This window comes from Halobacterium sp. MBLA0001, from assembly GCF_049705385.1.
GTDB classification, from domain to species: Archaea; Halobacteriota; Halobacteria; order Halobacteriales; family Halobacteriaceae; genus Halobacterium; species Halobacterium salinarum.
Window position 1 is genome coordinate 283,635 of sequence record NZ_JBNAMQ010000007.1, and the last position, 20,119, is coordinate 303,753.

The following is a 20,119-nucleotide window of genomic DNA, read 5'->3' on the forward strand; positions in this document are numbered from 1 at the left end:
GACAGGATGCAGTGTCCGGGGTAGGGTAGTGGACTATCCTTCAGCCTTGTGGAGGCTGAGACGCGGGTTCGATTCTCGCCCCTGGACCTTTTCGCGACGACCGAAGTGCGAAGCGGGAGGTCCGTCCCGGCGAGCGCTGCCGGTCACGGCACCCGAGCACAGCGAGGGTGACCGCTGGCGCTGGTTCAATGCTCCCGTCTGGCCCGTCGCCGAGACTCGAACCGCGAGCAACACGTAGGAGTTAATAAGGGACGCGAGCGGAGAGCACGACGTATGCACCGACGAGCCCTCCTTGGCGGCGTCGCGGCTGCGGCGGCAGCGTCACTGACCGGCTGTATGGGGGCCCAGTCCGACGACCAGTACGAGGAGACGCGGGATGTCGAGTTCGACCTGCCCGCCGAGGACACGGCCGTGAGCGTCAGCGGCAAGCACGGCGACGTGGCGGTATCGACACACGACAGCGAGCAGGTGGCGGTAACGGCACGGCTGTCGGGCCCCAGCGAGGAGCGCGTCGACGGCGCCGAGGTCGCCGGGCAAACCGGCGCCGATGGGCTTTCGGTCGCGCTCGCGGGAACCACCGACGGCGTGAGCGCGGCGTTCGACGTGCAGGTGCCGGCCGGGACGGCGGTGGGCGAGCTTGAGACGAGCAACGGCGACATCGACGTCCAGGATGTCGCGGGCGTCGAGTCCGCGACCACGGACAACGGCGACGTGACAGTGCAGTCGGCCGGCCCGGTGTCGGCGGCGGAGACGACCAACGGTGCGGTCACCATCGACGAGCCAGCGCCGTTGTCCGGTGACGTGACCGCCGTGTCGAACAACGGGGACGTGAGCGTGTCACTGTCCCCGGACGCCGACGCCGAGGTGGTGGCACGGACCGACAACGGCGAAACCGGCATCGAGGACCTCGAGCTGTCTGACCTGCGTCGCGACGGCGACGACGGCATGGTGCGTGGCGTGCTCGGCGAGGGGACGCACGAGGTGGTCGCGGAGTCGGACAACGGTGACGTCGAGTTCGACGCGCTCTAGGCGTCCCCGTCGTCGGTCCGGGTGACGCCGTCGAGGTCGGTGACGAAGTCGGCGCCGAAGGCGGTCGCGGGCGTCTGGTAGCCGGGCGGGGTGTCGCCGTCGAGAGTGCGCTCGGCGGCGGTGGTGGCGGCGTCGACGGTGAACGCGTAGGTCTCGGGCGTGACAAGCCGGGAGACCGCCGTCTCGCCGGTGGCGTCGGAGCTGACTTCACCCCAGATGTGTGCGCGGCCGGTTGCGCGTTCGTCCGCGTCGGGACCGTCGACGAACCGCGTGATGAGCGATCGGAGGGTGTCTTGGACGGGCGCGGCGTCGAAAAGCGGCGCGAGGTTCCCGGACGCGCGCAGCGCGCGGCGCGCAGCCGACGGCATGGGGATGTACACCTCGACGTTCGGGATGCCGGTCGACCGGAAGGCGGTGGCGACGTCGCCCCAGGGGAACGTGACCGCGGTCCGGGTGCCGGTGCCGAAGTCGATGCGGCGCTGGCGGTGGGCGGGCGGCACTGAGAGCAGGCGGCCGTCGCGGCGGACGGCACCACCGTCGCCGAGTTGCCCGACCGCGGTGGCGGCCGTGCCCGGCGAGATGCCGCCGTGTGGCTCGAAGCCGAGCGCGAGGTGGGTGGCGTCGGGGAGCCGCTGGGCGAGGTGGGCGGCGAGGCAGTCGGTCGGCACCACGTCGAAGCCGACGCCCGGGAGCAGCGTCGCGTCGGCGTCGCGTGCGTCGTCGTCGCGGCGCGCGAGCGTCTCGAAGACCGGGATCTCGCCGGTGATGTCGAGGTAGTCGACGCCGGCGTCCAGGCAGGCGTCGGCCAGCGGGGTGGCGGTCTCGGTGAACGGGCCCGCACAGTTCAGGACGACGTCGACGCCGTCGAGGTGGGCGGCGGCGGCCCCGACGGGGAACGCGCGCGTGTCGCAGCCCAGGCGGGTGCCGATGCGGTCGAGTTTCGTGGCGTTCCGGCCGGCCAGCACCGGGTCGTGGCCGCGCGCACAGAGTTCCGCGGCGACCAGTTCACCGGTGTAGCCGTACGCACCGTAGACGAGCAGGGCAGTCACGCACTCGTGTAGCACGCCCGGGGTCTTGGCTGTGGAGGTCGCGGCGAGGGTTAGCGGCGGTTGAACAGCCTGGCGTCGGCGTGGTCGGCGAGCGTGTCGTAGAGGTCGGCGTATACGTCTGCGCAGCTCGCTGCGGGGCTGCGGTGGCTGGCCGGGTCGGTGAGCGTCGCCCAGTCGCCGACCAGCGAGAGGTGGCGGCGGGCGCGTGTGAGCGCGACGTTCAGCCGGCGTGGTCCCGCCGCTGGGTGTTCGAGGAAGCCCGCGTCGTGGGCGTCGTTGCTGCGCGCGAACGAGACGACGACGGCGTCGCGTTCGCCACCCTGGAAGGAGTCGACGGTGTCGACGGTGAGCGCCGGGCGGTCGAGCCCCCGGTCGGCGAGCACGCCCCGGATCGCCGAGACGTGGTCGCTGTACGCGGCGATGACGCCCAGATCGCCGGGCTCGACGCCGGCACGGCGGATCGTGTCGACGCGGTCGGCGACGACCGACGCTTCGGCGGCGTTCCGGACGCTCGCGCCGCGTTCGTCGCGGCGTTCCTGGCCGGCCACGTCGACGACGGCGACCGGCGGAAGGCCGTCGACGGCGCGGTCGGCGGCCACCGCCGCGGTTTCGAGGCGGCCGCCGTAGAACGCCTCGTTGGGGAAGCCCGCGATGGCGTCGTGCATCCGGTACTGGCGCGCGAGCAGAACGGCAACGTCGTCGCCGTAGCGGTCGATCAGCGTCTCGAACAGCGACGGCCGCATCTCGCCCGCCCCGCCCTCCCGGACGCCGTACGGCGGGAGTTGGCGGTGGTCGCCGGCGAGCACCAGCGTGTCGGCGGCGTTCACGGCGATGGCGGTGGCGGCCCGGGAGGCCTGTGTGGCCTCGTCGACGACCGCGAGGTCGAAGGCGTTCTGGTCGAAGGTGGCGGCGCCGTTCGTCGTCGCGGCAACGACGTCCGCGGCGTCGACCCCGCGCTGGCGGTAGTGGTCGTCGACGACGCGGTTCCGGGAGTGGCGGCCGTGGCGTGCGATGTCCACCGTGGGGTCGTCGCCGAGCACGCCGTGCAGGGAGCCGTCGTCCGCGGCGTCGAGCGTGCTGTCGCCGACGAGGAGGGTGTCGACGGCCTGGTTGGAGTGGGCGGTCACGAGCACGCGCTCGCCGCGGGCGACCGACTCGGCGACGACCGCGGCCAGCGTCCGCGTTTTCCCGGTGCCCGGTGGGCCGTGGATGCAGGCCACGTCGTCGGCGGCGACCGCCCACGCGAGCGCGCGCTGCTGGTGGTCGTCGAGCGCGAGGTCGGCGCGCCGGCGGTTCGGCGGCCGCGAGAACGACAGGGGGCGCTGGCCGGTGAGCAGCCGGCGCTTCGCGGGCGTCTCCCAGACCGCGTCGATGGCGTCCAGGCGGCGGGTGTACGGCACGGGGTTGAGGAGGCCACGCAGCCAGAACGGGTCGGCGTCGGCGAGCGTCGTGGCGACGCCCTCGGGGTCGGTGACGCGCTCCCAGGTCGGCTGGAGGGTCACCAGCGAGCCGTCGACGCTCGCGACGCGCGCGGGGAACGGGAGGGCGTCGTGGAACGCGTCCACGAGCACGCGGTTGTCCGGGTAGAGGTCAAAGGCGGCGACGAGGTCGATGTCCGCCGGTGCGCCGTCGTCGGGGGCGTACTGGACGCGGACGTCCGCCGGCCGGTCGGAGTGGGCGGTCGTCGACACGAGCACGAACGGCCCGTCGACGGCGTGCTCGTCGACGAGTTGGCGGAGATCGGCGTCGGCGTGCGCGTCGCGGGTTTGGTCGCGTTCGGCGGCCCGTTCGCCCCGGACGGTCTCGCGGAGGGTGTCGAAGAACGCCCGGCGGTCGCGGCCGGCGAGCGGATCCGTTGGGGGAACGCCGTCGGGCACGGTGGCGGCTGCAAGCGGGCCGTCCGAGTCGGTGTCGCCGCCGGGAGCGCGCGCCGGGTGCCAGAACCGCACCCGGTGGGCGATGGCCGTGGCGACCACGTCGTCGAGGGGGACGCGGCTGTGCGCGCCGCTGATGCCGAAGCTCTCGTCGAAGTAGCCGACGGCGTCGCTGTCCGGGTCCCAGACGACGTACTCGTCGGTCGGCTCGGGTGTGTCCGGGGCGTGCAACGGCACAACCGTCCCGCGGCCGTCTTCGGCGGGCACGTCGACCACGTCGGCGGCCTGCGTCAGGCACGCGCGCAGGTCGTCGTGTTCGAGGCCGAGGTAGCGGCTGCGCGCGCGCAGGTCGCCGGCGGCGTACCGGTCGGCGCCGTGCAGCGACCACGCCTCGTAGAGGGGCGTGACATCGGGGGCGTCACCGTCGGGCATCGTGGACGAGCCGATAGCGCGAGCACGGCGAAGAACGTACCGGTCGACAGTCAGGGGCGGCTGGGGAGATCGAGGGACTCCCGGGAGACCGCCGCCCCGGTGGATTGGATGATGCCGAAGGCGTCCATGAGGTCGCTGCGGGTGATGAGCCCCACCATCTCGCCGTCGGCGTCGACGACGAGCAGGCGGCCGACGCTGTGTTCCTGGAGGGCGTCGAGGGCGTCGGTGGCGTCGGCGGAGCCGGGGATGGTGTAGACGTCGTCGCTCATCACGTCCGCGACGCGCATCGCGTCGCGCTCGACGGCGCGCACGGACCGGGCGTCGTCGAGGGTCACCATTCCGACGGCGGTGGCGTCCCGGAACACCGGGTAGCCGGTGTGGCGGTGTTCGAGCATGCTGTCCATGAGGTCGGCGACGGAGGCCGTGGCAGCGACCGTGTGCACGTCGCTTGCGGGCGTCATCACGTCGGCGACTGTCACGCCCTCGAAGGCGGCGTTCATGGCCGTGCGCTGGGCTTCCCCGGCGGCACCGATGTAGATGAAAAACGCCACCCCGATGAGGATGACGTTGAACGAGAGCAGGCCGGCGATCCCCAGCACGAACGCGAACAGCTTCCCGACTTCGGCGGCGATCTTGGTGGCGCGGGCGAACGTCCGGGTGCGGGCCAGCAGCGCGCGCAACACGCGGCCGCCGTCCATCGGGAACCCCGGGAGCAGGTTGAACGCGGCGAGCGCGAGGTTCATCAGCGCGAGGTAGCCGAACACGAACCGCACGGTGTCGAGCGACGACGGGAGCACGACAAGCATTCCGTAGGCGACGGCCGCGAGCGCGACGCTGACGGCGGGACCGGCGAGCGCGATGCAGAGCTCCTGGTCCCACTCCTCGGGCTGATCGGTGAGGCTGGCGACGCCGCCGAGCACCCACAGCGTGATGGCGTCGATGGTGAAGTCGTACCGCATCGCGACGACGGAGTGGCCGAGTTCGTGGAGCACGACGCCGACGAACAGCCCGACTGCGGCGGCGGCACCGAGCACCCACCGGACGGAGCCGGCGGTCAGCGCTGTGGCGTCCAGGCCGGCGGCGAACGGCGCGCCGTTCAGCGTCGAGACCCACACCTCCAGTTGGGTGCCGATCAGGTAGGCGAACACCGGGAGCACGAGCAGGAACGTGACGTCGAGCTTGATCGGGATGCCGAACACACGCCCGATGCGGAACCCTCGCATAGTGGAGCGTACCGGAGGATGCGTGTTAAGTCCACGGCCACCCGGGTTCCAGCCCGGCTACCAGGCGGCGTCGAGGATTTCAGTGGCGTCGGCGCGCGTGAGCGGGACGCCGTCCGGCGCGTTGTCCACGAACGGGTCGGCGATAGCAGCGGCGGCGACCGCCTGAAGCTCGCTGCGGGCCGGGCCGTCGGTGTCGCGGAGGCGGGCCGGCAGCCCGAGGGCGTCGCGCACCGCCGTGACGGCGTCGATGACGGCGGACGCGGGGTCGGGATCGTCGCCGACGTCCAGGGCGGCGGCGAGCCGGTCGCGGCGGCCGTCGGTGCTGTCGAAGAGGTGCGCGAGCACGTGGGGTGTGACGACGGCGTGGGCGACGCCCTGTTGGATGGGGCTGGCGCGGGACAGCGCGTGGCCGAAGGCGTGGGTCAACGAGAGCGTGGTGGCGTCGGGCCGCGAGATGCCGTACTCCACCAGCAACAGCCCCCGCAGGATGGGGGCCATCGTCTCCGGCGTGGGATCAGCGGTCCCGAGCGCTCGGAGGCCGGCGGCGAGCGTGCCGACGCCGTGGCTCGCGGTGGCGTCGGTGATCGGCGTGGCGGTGGCGGCGTAGAGCGTCTCGATGCCCTTGTTGAGGCCGTTCATCGCCGACCCCGCGAGCACGGATCTGGGTGTGGTTGCGGCGAGCACGGGATCGGCGACGACGCTGGCGGGCATCAGGCGGCGGTCGTCGGCGACGGCGCTGTGGGTGTCGTCCACGACCCCGGCGTCGGGGTGGGCGGCGATGCCCGCGCCCTGTGAGATGTCGGCACCGGCGAGCGTCGTGGGGACGACAACGATCGGTGGCAGCGCGCCGTCGGGGATCGGGACCGTCGCGGTGTCCCGGACGGTCCGGGCGACCGCCGCGCGCGACTGCGTGGTGCCCGTGAGGGCGGCGGCGACAGTGGCCACGTCGATGCTGCTCCCGCCGCCGACAGCGACGATCGCGTCGGCGTCCGTGGCGGCGACCCGCTCGGCGGCGTCGAACGCGGTTGTGAGGCGTTTCTCGCCGGTGGTCTCCGCGAACACGCCGGCCAGACGGTCCCCGAGCCCGTCACGCACGGGGTCCATGACGGCTGGGGTGGTGCCGACCGTGGAGCCGGTGACGACGAGCGCGGTGTCGGCGTCGTGGGCGTCGAGGCTGGCGTCGAGGTCGCGCACGCTGTCGGGACCGAACCGGAGCGCGGGCGACTCGTAGTCAAAGCGAAACGCCGCAGGGGACTGTGGCATGGACGCGGATAGCCCGGCCACGTCCCTATGTCTGTGCGCTCCGGCACCGCCGGCCGCGACTCCACGGGGATGGCCGAGCCAGTTATGTGGCGGGTGGGCGTGGTGGTGGCCATGGGACAACAGCCGACGCCGCTGGTTCGGCGCGCCAGCGAGATCGACTACGCGGACGTGAGCGCCGGCGATGGCACCAGGAAGGGCGTGCTGATCGACGGCGAGGACGGCGCGCCGCATTTCGCGATGCGCCGGTTCGAACTCGACCCGGGGGCACGCGTGCCCGAGCACACGAACGCGGTCGAACACGAGCAGTACGTCCTCGCCGGCGAGTACACCGTCGGCATCGAGGGCGACACCCACGAGGTCAGCGCCGGCGACAGCCTCCTGATTCCGGCCGGTGCCGTCCACTGGTACGAGAACGACGGCGACGAGCCGGGGGCGTTCATCTGCGTGGTGCCGAACGGCGACGACGACATCCAGTTGGTCGCGGACGAAGCGTAGCGGGCCTCAGGCCTCGAACTCGCCGTCGACGATGCTCGCCGTGACCGCCGCCGTGTAGTCCAGCAGCGGCTCCCAGTCGGTGGGCTCGCCGGCCGCGACCCGGCGGGCGTGGCTGTCCTCCCAGACGGCGGCGAGCCCGAGCGCGGCGTGTGCCCGGTAGAACCGGCCGTGGTCGAAGGCGAGCCCAGTCCGTGCCTCGTAGCGCTCGACCAACTCGCGACGGCTGGGGCTGCCCGGCCGGTTCGCGTACCGGTAGAAGCCGTGCTCGGCCGCCGCCGCCACTTCCGCAACGGCGTCCGGGTGGTCGTCACCGTAGCGCGCTCGGATGGCGTCGAGGCCCGGCGTTGGGTCGCCGTCGTCCCGCCAGTAGAACAGGAGATACCCGAGCTCCGTCCGGGGCTCGCCGAGCGCCGCGGTCTCCCAGTCGAGGACGCCCGTGATCTCGGGCGGCGTGCCGTCGGCGAAACAGACGTTCCCGGTACCGTGAGACACTGCCAGCGCGCGCTGGCGGTGGCATCGGGAAGCCAAGCGAACGGCTGAAATACCGGCGTCCTGTATGTGTGGTCGTGTCTGAGCAGGTCCAGCGCGTGGACACGTTGTTCCTCCACGAGACGGGCGACGACTACCTCGCGGTGGCCAACCGCGACGGCGACCGGCTGTTCCGCGCGAAACTAGAGGTCGCGGAGAAAAGCGCCGGGCCCCGTCCGGCCCGGTTTCGGCGGAAGACCGACGGCGGCGAGGAGCCACGCAACCCCGAGGAGTTCGTGGAGATCGCGCGCCGCGCCGGCCGCATCCGCATCAGCCAGCAGACGACGGCCGCGGGCCGCGAGGAGGTCCAGGCCATGCTGGACGCCTACCAGCTCGCCGCGAAGGTGGTGCGGACGTGTCGGTACTGCGCGGGCCGCGGGCGGTACTCCCCGCTCACCGCGGAGACCGCCATCGAGGCCGACGGCGAGTTCATCTGCCGGGACTGCGCGGTCGAGGAGCTGGAGCGCGAGCTCTCCTTTTCGGGGGCGGTGTCGGGGGCCGCACAGGACCGCCTCGAAGAGCTGCTGTTCGCCGAGCAGGACCTCGAAAAGGTCACCGGGCTGCTGGGTGGCGAGCTCGACCCCGACCTGACGAAATACGACGAAGTGTCGGCGACCACCGACGACGTCGACCCCGTGGCCGTCTCGGAGTTGGACCTGCATCCGGACGTCCAGGGGCTCTTCGAGGACCGCTTCGAGGAACTGCTGCCCGTCCAGAGTCTCGCCGTCGAGAACGGGCTCGTCGAGGGCGACGACCAGATGGTGGTGTCGGCGACGGCGACCGGGAAGACGCTGGTCGGCGAGATCGCGGGCCTCCACCGGCTGCAGTCCGGCAACGGCAAGCTGCTGTTTCTCGTCCCGCTGGTGGCGCTGGCCAACCAGAAACACGAGGACTTCCAGGACGAATACGGCCACCTCGCGAACGTCACCATCCGCGTGGGGTCCTCGCGGATCCGGGACGACGGCCACGCCTTCGACCCCGCCGCGGACATCATCGTCGGCACCTACGAGGGCATCGACCACGCGCTGCGGACGGGCCGCGACCTGGGCGACATCGGCACGGTCGTCATCGACGAGGTGCACACGCTCAAAGAGGACGACCGCGGCCACCGCCTCGACGGCCTCATCTCGCGGCTGAAATACTACTGCGAGCAGCGCCGCGAGGAGCGCGCGGGCTACGACGGCGCCCAGTGGGTGTATCTCTCCGCGACCGTCGGCAACCCCGGCGAGCTGGCGGGGAAGCTGCGCGCGAACCTCGTGGAGTTCGAGGAGCGCCCCGTGCCCATCGAGCGCCACGTCACGTTCGCCGACGGCGCCGAGAAGCCCGACATCGAGAACACGCTCGTCCGCCGGGAGTTCGACCAGGAGTCCTCGATGGGGTACCGCGGGCAGACCATCATCTTCACCAACTCGCGGCGGCGCTGCAACGAGATCTCGCGCAAACTCGACTACCCCTCGCGGCCGTACCACGCCGGCCTCGACTACGGCGAACGCAAATCCGTCGAGCGACAGTTCGGCGACCAGGACCTCGCGGCCGTCGTGACGACGGCGGCGCTCGCGGCGGGCGTCGACTTCCCCGCCAACCAGGTCATCTTCGACACGCTGGCGATGGGCATCGAATGGCTCTCCGTCCAGGAGTTCGAGCAGATGCTCGGCCGCGCCGGCCGTCCCGACTACCACGACCGCGGGAAGGTGTACGTGCTCGTCGAACCCGACGCGTCGTATCACTCCTCGATGGAGGGCACCGAGGAGGAAATCGCGTTCACGCTCCTGAAAGGCGACATGGAGAACGTGGTCACGCATTACGACGAGGACGCCGCCGTCGAGGAGACGCTGGCGAACGTCACCGTCGGCGGCACGGCCGCCAAACGCCTCAACGACCGCATGGTCGGGGACATCCCCACGAAACACGCCCTGGGGAAGCTACTGGAGTACGAGTTCATCGACGGCCTGGAGCCGACGGACCGCGGGCGCGCGGTCACCACGCACTTCCTGGATCCGGACAGCGCGTTCCGCATCCTCGACGGCGTGCGCAAGGGCCACGCGCCCGGCCGCATCATCGCGACCCTGGAACTCCGCGAGGACGACCAGTAGGGGCGATCGAACGAAACGCTTACCACCACCACCACAGTAGGTGGTGATACGGGACTGTAGGGTAGCTTGGTATCCTTCGGGCCTTGGGTGCCCGTGACCCCGATTCAAATTCGGGCGGTCCCACTTCTCGGATAGCCGGCTTCCAGCATACGCTAACAGGGAGCGATGCATCCAGGTCGAAAGGCTCCCGGCGACGCTACTAAATATACCCCGGGACAGTTCTCGACCGCGTGGGCTTGAAACCGAAATCGACCAGCGCGCCGGTCGGCCCGAGCGTGACCCGAACTATAGCCCTCTAGTTATGTCGTTGAGAAAGTCTCTACAATCGAGTTGGCCAGTTCACTGATCGGCAACCGGCTATAGATCCGTCGACCGAACGCCGTGGCGTAGCTGGCGTGAAAGTTCGGCTTCGGGTCGAAAGGGCCGAGGTGGATGCGACGCTGGCAGGCGTCGGCGAGTTCAGCGACATCGAGGATGCGTTTGCCGAGTTGGCTGACGCCCGGGCGGACTACTCGATGTTTCGACGGCGGTGGAGCGCGACAGCGACCGCAAAGGGGACGAGTGCCCAGAGGAGGACTGCGATCAGGGCAACGAACGGGTGGAGGTACCAGACGGGTACATCAGCGCCGTACTGGAGTCGTACGACAATCAGATTGGAGAACACGTTCGGCTGTAAGTCACCGAGAACGCTGGTCGCGGGGCCTGCGGAGTTGGGAACGCCGATGATCGCGTTCGTCACGACGAACGGGAGCCGGAGCGGTGGGAGCCAGCGAGCGACCAAGTAGAGTGGATTGGTCGGCGGAGAAAACCCAGAGACAGCCGTGCCGGAGAGCGCCCCGTAGAGCGTGTTCGAGATCTGGAACCACGTGATGTGAACGAAGGCGTAGGCGAGGATCACGAATCCAGCGGCCGTTTGGCTCCGGAAGATCGTCGACAGCGAGACGCCGATTGCAGCGATTACAACGAGGAACAACAGTGTGTACGCAAGGAAGACGGCGAGCGTATCGAGGGGAACGACGCCATAGCGTGGAACCGCAGCGAAGCAGGTGAACGCGGCTGCGAGAACCAATGGAACAGCAAATGCGGCTGCACGGCCGAGCGTGAAGCCAACGAGCGTTTCTGTGCGTGAGATCGCGGTTCCGGCAGTGGAGCGAATCGTACCCGTGTCCCGCTCGCGAATCACAGCCCGGAACGTCCCGAAGAGCACGCCGAATCCGCCAATGAGATACAGCGGGGTCTGGAGGGCCGCAAGCGGGACTCGCGAGCCGAGTGCGTCCTGAACGTGCGTGGGTTGTGGGAGGCTGAGGAAGGCACCGACAAACACGAGGCCGCCGACGAGCCAGACAATCGGGCTGCGAGCGAGCCGGCGAAATTCACGGCGGGCAAGCGGCTGCCACGATCCGGGCAGTGAATCAGCGGCACGGCTCCATTCTGGGAGCCGGTTGAACTGTCGGCCACCGGCCTGGGGAAGAAATGAAGCTGCGTCGATGAGTCGGCGGAATGGTCCGGCGCGGCTACGCGGGGCGAGGTCGCCGCGCTGGAATATCGTGATACCGCCCGCGAGCGCAAGCGCCGGCCACGCTAGCAGGAACCCCAACGCCCACCACCAAGAAACCGGGGGCGGTGTTGGCGCAAACACCGCTGATTGGCGTAGCGCATCGGCAACCCCAGTGACGGCAACATCGGGACCGATGGGGACGCCGAACAGCCAGTTTGTGAGGACGACAAACGCATGGGTGGGTGAGAGCCAACGAGCGACCTCGAACGCCTCGGGGTGTGCGAGCTCGCGTCCGGGAACAAAACCAGTCGTGAACTGCCACAAGGTCGGGAGCGTGAGGCCCTTCCAGAGCACGAAGCCGAGGGTTACGGTGGTCCCGAGGATGGCTGCGCGGGTCGTCGATGACGTGACAGCCGAGAGACCGATAGTTAGTCCGGTCCACGCGAACACGTACACTGTCGAAAGCGCGAGAAATGCGAGGAACAACAGCGGAGAGAACTGTCCGTACCGAAGTATGTCGTGGCCGACAACGAGGACGGTGGCCGTGAGGATCGGAACGAGGAGTGCGGTGCCGCGTCCAAGGACCATTCCCAGGATGAGACGAGGTCGGGTGGTTCTGGTGCTGAGGAGGATGCGGGCGGTGCCGGACTCGCGTTCGCCGATAATCGATCGGAAGCCGAGGGCGGCAGCAGCAAACGGAACGGTAAATGTGGTTGCAGACTGGGCGTTAACGAGTGAGATCGCGTTGCCGATGATTCGAGCGGCCTCCGGATCTGGACGGGTTGCGATTCGACTCAAGACGAGGAACGCCAGGGCAGCAAGCCACGGGGACTTTCTACGAAGATGCTGCCGACATTGCGTTCGTGCGATTGTGGTGGTGGGCACGTTTCTGGAGTTGTGTTGTATATGGGTATCTTGTTGGTGGCTAGTGGATTGCGGGAGTACTGTTACAGAAACCGCACTCTGGTAGTGCTACCGGCCTGTGGAGGGCACACGTAACTATTGGACCGTGCATCACAATAATAGTTCATCATTTTGGCAACTGGATGAAATAGGCAGAATATCTAGTGTAGGCCAAAGGAAGCACTGAAGATGTTGATCGGAATTTGGATCAGAGAGATCTGCGCGCCGAACCTGCGGCGCTCAACTGACAGTATCGATGCCGGAAATATACCCAGAAACGTGTTCAGGTATGAGTTGCAGTCCGTTTGTGATTGTTAGCGTGTCCAGCGTCTCACGTTTCGCGACCGGGGTTGATGGTGGTCTGGACGTGTTCTTCTTCTAACGGACGAGTGTCGCGGGCGCGGCTACGACACGTCGCCGACCGCGTCGTAGACGCCGGCGAGTTCGGTGGCGGTGACCTGCGTGGTGAACTCGTCGTCTTCCGGCACGGCGTCGTCGGCGACGACAGTGATGGCTTCGATGGGGTCCCGGCGGAGGAACGCGAGCAGCCGCTGGATACGGGTCGGGGTGCCGCCCTTCCGGCAAACGAGGATGTAGCGGTCGGCGGCCAGTGATTCGAGCGCCGGCTCCAGGTCGGCGTCGGCGTGTTCCTCCGGCGGCAGGGCGTGAATGACACTCGCGGTCAGTGTCTCGGGCACACCGTCGTGTGTGGGTGCCGGGGGGTTGAGTGTTGCGCGTCGGGGACGTGGCAAGATAGCACACGGCCAACAAGGCCATATACATACGTGGGCCGAAGGTAGGATGCATATGGCCCTGGCGCCGTCCGACGAGCGCGCAACATCCCCAGCCACTGGTGTGGCGGTGATGTTCGTGCTTGCGGTGCTGATCGCCGCCGCGGTCGGCGTCGGTGCGTTCACGAACAACGAGGAGGTGACCGCAACGGTGCAGGTCGCGGCGACGGACGGCGGGGCGACCGTGCTGTGGACCGATCAGGGCACGGCCAACTACATCGAGGTGACGACGGGCAACGCCCTGGGGAACACGACCATCACCGAGGTCGGCGGGACGGCGGAACTCCCGAAGGACGTGGGGCGAACGGGGGAGACAACGCTCGTCGTGCGTGCGGTGAACAACGAGAGCGACCGCGTCATCGAAGAGCAGGACGTCGAGTTGCGCTAGGGGTCGGTGAGCGCGATGGGCGCGGGATCAGTCGTGATTTCGAGGCGCACGCCGTCCTCGTAGTCGGGATCGACGCTGACCGTCCAGCCGTGGACGCGGGCCAGCGTCTGGACGTTCGGCAGATGCATCCCGGCTTCGGTCGTGGGCACGGCGTCGCCGTAGTCGAAGAACCGCGTGGTGTCAGTGACCGACGGCGTGGCGCCGTTGTCCGCGATGGAGAAGCCGTCGTCGTGGATGGCGACGGTGACGGCGGTGGCGTTGTTGTCGGTGGTGAACGCGAACGCGGATTCGAAGAGGTCTTCGAGGCGCACGCGGTCGGCGGAGACCGTCGTGTCCCCGGTGACGGTGAGCTCGCAGTCGCCGGTGTCGGTGGTCTGCCAGCCGGCGCGGGCGGCCGCCGCCACGTCGACGGTGGTGGTGTCCCGGAGGGTCCGGCCGTGGCGGGCGAGCGTGGACAGGTCGTTGACGCGGTCGGCCATGCGGTCGACGGCGTCGGAGACACGGGCCAGTGATTGCTGGGCGTCGGTGACGTTCTCGGATTCCAGCGCGCTGGCGGCCTGCGCGGTGTAGCCGGACGCGACCTGGATGGCGTTGCGGAGCTCGTGGTTGACGCCGGCGGCGAACCCTTCGAGTTGGGCGTTGTGGCGTTCGACCTCGCGGCGGTGGCGTTCGGTTTCGGTGATCTCCGTGAAGACGATGACGCGGCCGAGGTTGCTGGCACCCAGCGAGAACGTGGATTCGGCGACGAGGTAGTATTCGGTGTCGTCGCTGTGGCGCAACGCGAGCACGTCGTCGTCGCCGTCGACGTGCTCGGCGATCGCTGGCGCGGCGGTGGACAGCGGGACGCCGGTGGCGTCCCGGAGAGTGGGGAAGCGCGACCGGGCGGTGTCGTTGACCGCGCGCACGCGGTCGTCCTCGTCGAGCAACGCGACCGGCTCGGCGATGTCACCGGTGAGTTGCACCGCCAGGAACCGGTCTTCGTGGATGAACAGGACGCCGACGGCGAACACGGCGACGCCGAGCGGCGAGTGGATCAGGTCGACGAGCGTCGAGCTGGCGAAGCTGTAGACGTCTAAGATCGCCGGCAGCGCCATCACGGCGACGAGTCCCGCCAGCGGCCGGGTGCCGTAGTCGGCTTCGCGGAACAGCTCGAACAGCATGAACATGCCGATGGCGGCCAGCGCGTACGACAGGCCCGTGACCGCCCAATGGAAGATGCCGTGCTCGACGACGACAGCGGGGAAGCTGGCGGGCTGGTAGGTGGCGCGGTAGTAGAGGTGATGGAAGGGGTTGGTGAGTTTCACCGCGACGACCGAGAGGTACGCGAGGATGCTGCCGCGGACGACCCAGGTGTCCCGGTGGAGGACGCGGCCGGTGTACGCCGAGCAGAAGTAGAGCCACGCCCACACGGTCGAGAACCCCAGGATGAGGCCCGCGAGGTACGCGACGTTGGCGATCAGCTGTGATGGTGCCAGCAGCGTCACGACGTGCGTGACCGACCAGCCGCTGGCGGTTGCCAGCAGCGCGATCAGTCCGTGGCGTGTCTCGCGGTCTTCGATGCGGGTTGCCTGCAGGATGCTGGCGGCTGTCAGGACGGCCCCCAGAACGAACAGTCCCGCGTACAGCGAGTCAATCAGCGTGAGCCCGAGAACAGTCTCGGGCACTACGCACCCTCCCTCATGCAGACTCAATACAGTCCTGAAGACTCCTAAGCGTTGGCTTCTCGGTACAGCAGCGTGTGTGTGATGGCGACGGCGGGCCGGCCTGTGTGGCGGTGGTTTGCGAAGGTTCTTACGCCAGCGAGCAGTATTCTGGAAGGACAGAATGGCCCAGGCCGCCAACCAGGAGCTCGTTGACCAGTTCGAGGAGTTCTACCGGCGATACTACAGCGACGAGATCGGGAACCTCGCACGCCAGTATCCCCGCGAATCGAAGTCCCTCGAGTTGCACTGGCGGGATCTCTACCAGATGGATCCGGACCTGGCCGACGATTACATCAGCCATCCCGACCAGCTCCAGGAAGCCGCCGAGGAGGCGTTGCGGGTGTACGATCTGCCCGTCGACGTGAGCCTCGGGCAGGCACACGTTCGCGTGCACGGGCTGGCCGAGCACACGGACATCCGGGCGATCCGCGCCGAACACCTCAACACGATGGTTTCGATCCAGGGGATGGTGCGGAAGGCCACCGACGTGATGCCGAAGATCCAGCGTGCGGTGTTCGTCTGCCAGCGCTGTGGCACCGACACGGAGGTGCCACAGGGGGATGCGGGGTTCCAGGAGCCGTATCAGTGTGAGTCCTGCGAGCGCCAGGGACCGTTCAAGCTCGACCCGGATCGGTCGGAGTTCGTGGACTCCCAGAAGCTGCGCATCCAGGAGTCACCCGAGGGGTTGGGCGGCGGGGAGACGCCACAGAGCATCGACGTCCACGTCGAGGACGACGCCACCGGCAACGTCACGCCGGGCGATCACGTCACCGTCACCGGCGTCCTCCGGCTCGACCAGAGCGAGGAGGCCACCGACTCGCCGGTGTTCGAACATTACATGGAAGGGTCGTCGGTCGTCATCGAGGACGCCGAGTTCGACGAGTTGAACATCTCCGAGGCGGACAAAGAGGAGATCGTCGCGCTCTCGGACCACGAGGAGATCCACGAGGAGATGGTGGATTCGATGGCGCCGGCGATCTACGGCCACCGCGAGGCCAAGCTCGCGATGATGCTGCAGTTGTTCTCGGGCGTCACCAAACACCTCCCCGATAAGTCCCGCATTCGGGGCGACCTCCACATGCTGCTCATCGGTGACCCGGGAACCGGGAAGTGCGTGCGGGGCGACACCACGGTGGCGCTCGCCGACGGCAGCGAGCGCGAGATCCGGGACCTCGTCGAAGCGAACCTCGACGACCCGCGGCCCGTCGATGACGGCGTCTGGGACGATGTGGACGTGGCCGTCCCGTCGCTTGCAGCCGACGGCAGGCTCGTGCAGCGCCGCGCGACGAAGGTCTGGAAGCGCGAAGCCCCCGAGACGATGTACCGCGTGCGGACGGCGGCCGGTCACCGGCTCACCGTCACGCCGAGCCACCCGCTGTTCGTCGCCGGGTCGCACGGCCCGGACGCGGTCCGAACCGAGGATCTGGAGGTCGGACAGCTCGTCGGGGTCGCCCCGGACGGCGACGGCTCCGGGCAGGTCGCACCCGACGGGGGCGTCATCCGGGACGCACAACCAGCGCCGGTGGGGGACGCCGAAACCGTCGCGTGGAGCGCCATCGAATCGATTACGGAAGTCGAACCCGACGAGGAGTGGGTGTACGACCTCGAAGTCGAGGGGACCCACAGTTACCTCACCGACGGCGTGGTCTCGCACAACTCCCAGATGATCTCCTACGTGCAGAACATCGCGCCCCGGTCGGTGTACACCTCCGGGAAGGGGTCGAGTGCGGCGGGGTTGACCGCCGCGGCCGTTCGCGACGACTTCGGTGACGGCCAGCAGTGGAGCTTGGAGGCGGGCGCGCTGGTGCTTGCGGACAACGGCGTGGCGGCCGTCGACGAGCTGGACAAGATGGCCGACGACGACCGGTCGGCGATGCACGAGGCGCTCGAACAGCAGAAGATCTCCGTCTCGAAGGCGGGCATCAACGCGACGCTGAAGGCGCGGTGTTCGCTGTTGGGCGCGGCGAACCCGAAGTACGGGCGGTTCGACCAGTACGAGCCGATCGGCGAGCAGATCGACCTGGAGCCGGCGTTGATCTCGCGGTTCGACCTGATTTTCACCGTGACCGATCAGCCCGACCCCGAGGAGGACGCGGCGCTGGCGGATCACATCCTGCAGACCAACTACGCCGGGGAGTTGAACACGCAAAACGAGGAACTCGCGAACGCGAACTACTCGGAGGCGGAGATCGAGAGCCAGACCGAGGACGTTGCGCCGGCGATCGAGCCGGGGTTGTTGCGGAAGTACATCGCGTACGCTCGGCGGACGTGTTTCCCGACGATGACCCCGGACGCGCGCCAGGCCATCGAGGAGTTCTACGTGGATCTGCGATCGAAGGGCGCGGACGAGGACGCGCCGGTGCCGGTGACCGCGCGCCAGCTGGAGGCGATCGTGCGGTTGGCGGAGGCGTCGGCGCGGCTCCGGTTGTCGGATTCCGTGGAGAAAAGCGACGCCGATCGCGTGATCGGGATCGTGCAGTCGTGTCTCCAGGACATCGGCGTGGACCCCGAAACAGGCGAGTTCGACGCCGACGTGGTCGAGACCGGGCAGTCGAAGACCCAGCGGGATCGTGTGAAGAACATCAAGGCACTGATCGGGGAGATCGAAGAGGAGTTCGACGACGGCGCGCCGGTCGAGGAGGTCCTCGATCGTGCCGAGGAGATCGGGATGGACGCCGGGAAGGCCGAACACGAGATCGAGAAGCTCAAGGAACGCGGGGAGCTCTATCAGCCGAACACGGACCACTTGCGCTCGATCTAGCCGACGGCCGGGCCCGGGGGTTGTTCGAACCGGAACGCCTTTTTTGGGGCGCGTTGGAATGTCAACGTAATGTTGTTAGCAGTGGCGTATTCGCGGGCGGCTCGCCGGCAGTTGTGGAACACCTGTGACGCCCATCCGGGGTGTGTCGTGGACCGGTTCGGGCGGGCTGTGCTGTTCCGGGAGACGGAGTTCAGCGCGTTGCAGGTGTTGCGGCTGCGGGCGCGACACGGCGGCCACGTGGCCGTCAAGCAGACGGCACCGTTCAACGAGTTCAGGGAGGTGCCCGAGCGGATCAGGACCGCTGCGGAGGCGTACGAGGGCCGGGCGTCGCGGAGCACACCGTATCGGAAGTTCGCGTCGGGGACCGAGCATCCGGATCCCGAGGGGTTGCGTGGCGTGCCGCTATGAGGGTGGCGTTCGGCGAGCGCGTGCGGCGCGGGCGCGCCGTCGACCTCCGGAACGAGGGCGTGCCCGCGTCGGCGGTGGTGGCGGCGATCACCGACCCGGATGACGGCCGTGTGCGCGGACAGCGGCCGGCCGCGGTCCACGAGCACGTGGGCGTGCTGTGCGAGGGGACGACGCTGCGAGTGGGGGTGGCACTGGCGGCGGCGGCGCGGAGTCGGGGCGCGCGGACGACACACGACGACGAGCTGGCGGCGGTGACAAGACAGCTCGCGGGGTTGTCGACACCGGACGTGGATCTGGCGGCGGCGCGGGAACGGGTCGCGGCGGCTGAGGTGGCGGTCGGTCACATGCGCGAGCGTGCGGCACGGGTCCAAGGGCGGACCCAGCCGGGGGATGGGGAGCCGGTGGTGGCCGTGACCAGGGCGCTGACGGCGGTGGAGACGGAGTGGCACGCCGCCAAAGAGCGGTTGCGGCGGGCGCAGGCCGCGTGGGCGGACGCCCGCCGCCGGCTCACCCTCGAAGACCGGCGGGCGAACCTGGAGCAGGCCGCCCGGGACGCGTTGGTGGCGCGCTGGAGTGACCGGTTTCGGCGGGCAATGGACGCGCTGGCGGTGCCGGCGAGCGTCCCGCCGTCACAGCCCCCACGGCGGTTCAGCGGGCCGCCGTGGGCTGGCGCGGCCGCGATCGCCAGGCTGGCCGCGCCGGGCGCACCCCTGGTTGTGAGCGCGGCGGTGTGCGCGGACGCGCTGGCGGCGAGTGCGGCGCTGGATGCGCCGGTCGTGGTGGTGGCTGATTAGGCGTCAGTGAGGTTCTGGTAGGTCGCGCGCAGCGTCACCGGCGTGACGTCGGCGACGGCCGCGGCGGCCGACTGCGTGACGGCGTGGTCGGTGTCGGTTGCGGCGGTGTAGAGGCAGCCGGCGGCGACGCCGCTGGGGTTTCGGCCGGCGACCAGGCCGTCGGTTTCGAGTGCGGCGACGAGTTCGCGGGCCTGGCGCTCGATGCGGGCCGGCAGGGAGAGGGCGTCGGCGTATCGTGGGAGGTATTCGCGGGGGTCGATGGGGCCGGTCGGCAGCCCGAGATCACGGTTCATGGCGTCGTAGGCGGTGGTGAGTTCGGGGCGGGTGGCGCGGGCGGCGGCGGCGATTTCGTCGAGGGTGCGGGTGACCCCGTTGGTCCGACAGGTGGCGTAGACGCCGGCGGCCGCGAACCCCTCGATGGTGCGGCCGTGGAGCAGGCCCGCCGTTTGGGCGGACGCGAACAGCGTGCAGGCCTGGTCGCGGAGCCCGGTGCCGATGCCGAACGTGCCGATGAGGCGGCGGATCTCCGTGAACCCGTAGATCCGGTTGTAGTCGGCTTTCGAGGGGATCGTGGCGCGCTTGTGTTGACGGCGGAGCCGTGCGAACTTGCGGCGTTTGCGGCCCGTGAGCCGTGCGCTGTAGCCGATCTCGGTCGAGAGGCCGCGGTCGTGGCGGGAGCGGGTGAGCGGCGCGCCGGTACGCTCGGGTGCGTGATCGGGGTCGTCGGAGAACGTCCGCCACTCGGGCCCGTGGTCGATGGGCGCGTCCGTGACGACGAGCCCGCAGTCGGCACAGACGTGTTCGGTGTCGGTTTCGCGGATGGTGCCGTCGCATTCAGGGCAGCGGTGTGGATGCTGCATTGCGTGTGTGCGTAGGGGCCAGAGGAG

General features: G+C 69.2%; 16 protein-coding genes and 2 tRNA genes. 9 read left to right on the top strand and 9 right to left on the bottom strand.

Features of this window, described 5'->3' with window-relative positions; genetic code table 11:
• Positions 1-14 precede the first annotated feature (14 nt).
• Positions 15-87: transfer RNA gene (locus tag ACOZ32_RS02720), tRNA-His, on the top strand.
• Positions 88-273: 186 nt separating this feature from the next.
• On the top strand, positions 274-1,029 hold the full coding sequence (locus ACOZ32_RS02725) for a DUF4097 family beta strand repeat-containing protein (protein ID WP_010903603.1): 756 nt from the start codon (positions 274-276) through the stop codon (positions 1,027-1,029).
• Here ACOZ32_RS02725 and ACOZ32_RS02730 read toward each other — a convergent pair.
• Genes ACOZ32_RS02730 through ACOZ32_RS02745 form a run of 4 tightly spaced genes read right to left on the bottom strand, consistent with a single transcriptional unit; the run spans position 1,026 to position 6,870 of the window.
• A complete protein-coding gene (locus ACOZ32_RS02730; protein ID WP_424334905.1) occupies positions 1,026-2,078 on the bottom strand; it encodes a saccharopine dehydrogenase family protein in 1,053 nt (350 codons plus the stop codon). The two genes, ACOZ32_RS02725 and ACOZ32_RS02730, sit on opposite strands and share 4 nt — an antisense overlap.
• A 50-nt stretch (positions 2,079-2,128) precedes the next feature.
• Positions 2,129-4,384, bottom strand: a complete 2,256-nt coding sequence (locus ACOZ32_RS02735) for an AAA domain-containing protein (RefSeq protein ID WP_424334906.1) — start codon at positions 4,382-4,384, stop codon at positions 2,129-2,131.
• Positions 4,385-4,434: 50 nt separating this feature from the next.
• Positions 4,435-5,607 (bottom strand): CBS domain-containing protein, encoded by a 1,173-nt coding sequence (locus ACOZ32_RS02740; RefSeq protein WP_136361555.1) that lies wholly within the window; start codon positions 5,605-5,607, stop codon positions 4,435-4,437.
• 57 nt (positions 5,608-5,664) lie between these two features.
• Positions 5,665-6,870: an iron-containing alcohol dehydrogenase family protein gene (locus ACOZ32_RS02745; protein ID WP_205251125.1), complete on the bottom strand. Its 1,206-nt coding sequence runs from the start codon at positions 6,868-6,870 to the stop codon at positions 5,665-5,667.
• Positions 6,871-6,981: 111 nt separating this feature from the next.
• Here ACOZ32_RS02745 and ACOZ32_RS02750 point away from each other — a divergent pair, with 111 nt between their 5' ends.
• Positions 6,982-7,365: a cupin domain-containing protein gene (locus tag ACOZ32_RS02750; RefSeq protein WP_012289449.1), complete on the top strand. Its 384-nt coding sequence runs from the start codon at positions 6,982-6,984 to the stop codon at positions 7,363-7,365.
• A gap of 6 nt (positions 7,366-7,371) precedes the next feature.
• Here the strand turns inward: ACOZ32_RS02750 and ACOZ32_RS02755 are convergent, their stop codons facing one another.
• On the bottom strand, positions 7,372-7,857 hold the full coding sequence (locus tag ACOZ32_RS02755) for a phosphotransferase (RefSeq protein ID WP_229373365.1): 486 nt from the start codon (positions 7,855-7,857) through the stop codon (positions 7,372-7,374).
• 74 nt (positions 7,858-7,931) lie between these two features.
• Here ACOZ32_RS02755 and ACOZ32_RS02760 point away from each other — a divergent pair, with 74 nt between their 5' ends.
• Both ACOZ32_RS02760 and ACOZ32_RS02765 read left to right on the top strand, forming a co-directional pair.
• Positions 7,932-9,986, top strand: a complete 2,055-nt coding sequence (locus ACOZ32_RS02760; RefSeq protein ID WP_012289450.1) for a DEAD/DEAH box helicase — start codon at positions 7,932-7,934, stop codon at positions 9,984-9,986.
• A 50-nt stretch (positions 9,987-10,036) separates the two neighbouring features.
• Positions 10,037-10,109, top strand: a tRNA-Pro gene (locus tag ACOZ32_RS02765).
• A gap of 385 nt (positions 10,110-10,494) precedes the next feature.
• Here ACOZ32_RS02765 and ACOZ32_RS02770 read toward each other — a convergent pair.
• The gene (locus ACOZ32_RS02770) at positions 10,495-12,369 is read right to left on the bottom strand and encodes an ABC transporter permease (protein WP_229373366.1); all 1,875 of its coding nucleotides are present in this window, start codon (positions 12,367-12,369) and stop codon (positions 10,495-10,497) included.
• 422 nt (positions 12,370-12,791) lie between these two features.
• On the bottom strand, positions 12,792-13,085 hold the full coding sequence (locus ACOZ32_RS02775) for a DUF7526 family protein (RefSeq protein WP_205251126.1): 294 nt from the start codon (positions 13,083-13,085) through the stop codon (positions 12,792-12,794).
• A 109-nt stretch (positions 13,086-13,194) separates the two neighbouring features.
• Between ACOZ32_RS02775 and ACOZ32_RS02780 the strand changes: the two genes are divergently transcribed.
• Complete coding sequence (locus tag ACOZ32_RS02780; protein ID WP_148265497.1) at positions 13,195-13,566, top strand: hypothetical protein; 372 nt, start codon at positions 13,195-13,197, stop codon at positions 13,564-13,566.
• Here ACOZ32_RS02780 and ACOZ32_RS02785 read toward each other — a convergent pair.
• Positions 13,563-15,230, bottom strand: a complete 1,668-nt coding sequence (locus ACOZ32_RS02785; protein ID WP_205252189.1) for a histidine kinase N-terminal 7TM domain-containing protein — start codon at positions 15,228-15,230, stop codon at positions 13,563-13,565. The two genes, ACOZ32_RS02780 and ACOZ32_RS02785, sit on opposite strands and share 4 nt — an antisense overlap.
• 160 nt (positions 15,231-15,390) lie before the next feature.
• Here ACOZ32_RS02785 and ACOZ32_RS02790 point away from each other — a divergent pair, with 160 nt between their 5' ends.
• The 3 genes from ACOZ32_RS02790 to ACOZ32_RS02800 all read left to right on the top strand — a co-directional run bounded on the left by ACOZ32_RS02790 (position 15,391) and on the right by ACOZ32_RS02800 (position 19,232).
• Positions 15,391-18,030 (top strand): ATP-binding protein, encoded by a 2,640-nt coding sequence (locus tag ACOZ32_RS02790; protein WP_285271371.1) that lies wholly within the window; start codon positions 15,391-15,393, stop codon positions 18,028-18,030.
• Between the two features lie 69 nt (positions 18,031-18,099).
• Positions 18,100-18,438 (top strand): hypothetical protein, encoded by a 339-nt coding sequence (locus ACOZ32_RS02795; protein ID WP_010903618.1) that lies wholly within the window; start codon positions 18,100-18,102, stop codon positions 18,436-18,438.
• Positions 18,435-19,232: a hypothetical protein gene (locus ACOZ32_RS02800; RefSeq protein WP_424334907.1), complete on the top strand. Its 798-nt coding sequence runs from the start codon at positions 18,435-18,437 to the stop codon at positions 19,230-19,232. Before ACOZ32_RS02795 ends, ACOZ32_RS02800 begins: the two co-directional genes overlap by 4 nt.
• On the opposite strand, the gene ACOZ32_RS02805 is transcribed toward ACOZ32_RS02800, so the two are convergent.
• The gene (locus tag ACOZ32_RS02805) at positions 19,229-20,092 is read right to left on the bottom strand and encodes a transcription initiation factor IIB (protein ID WP_205251131.1); all 864 of its coding nucleotides are present in this window, start codon (positions 20,090-20,092) and stop codon (positions 19,229-19,231) included. The genes ACOZ32_RS02800 and ACOZ32_RS02805 overlap by 4 nt on opposite strands.
• Between the last annotated feature and the right edge of the window lie 27 nt (positions 20,093-20,119).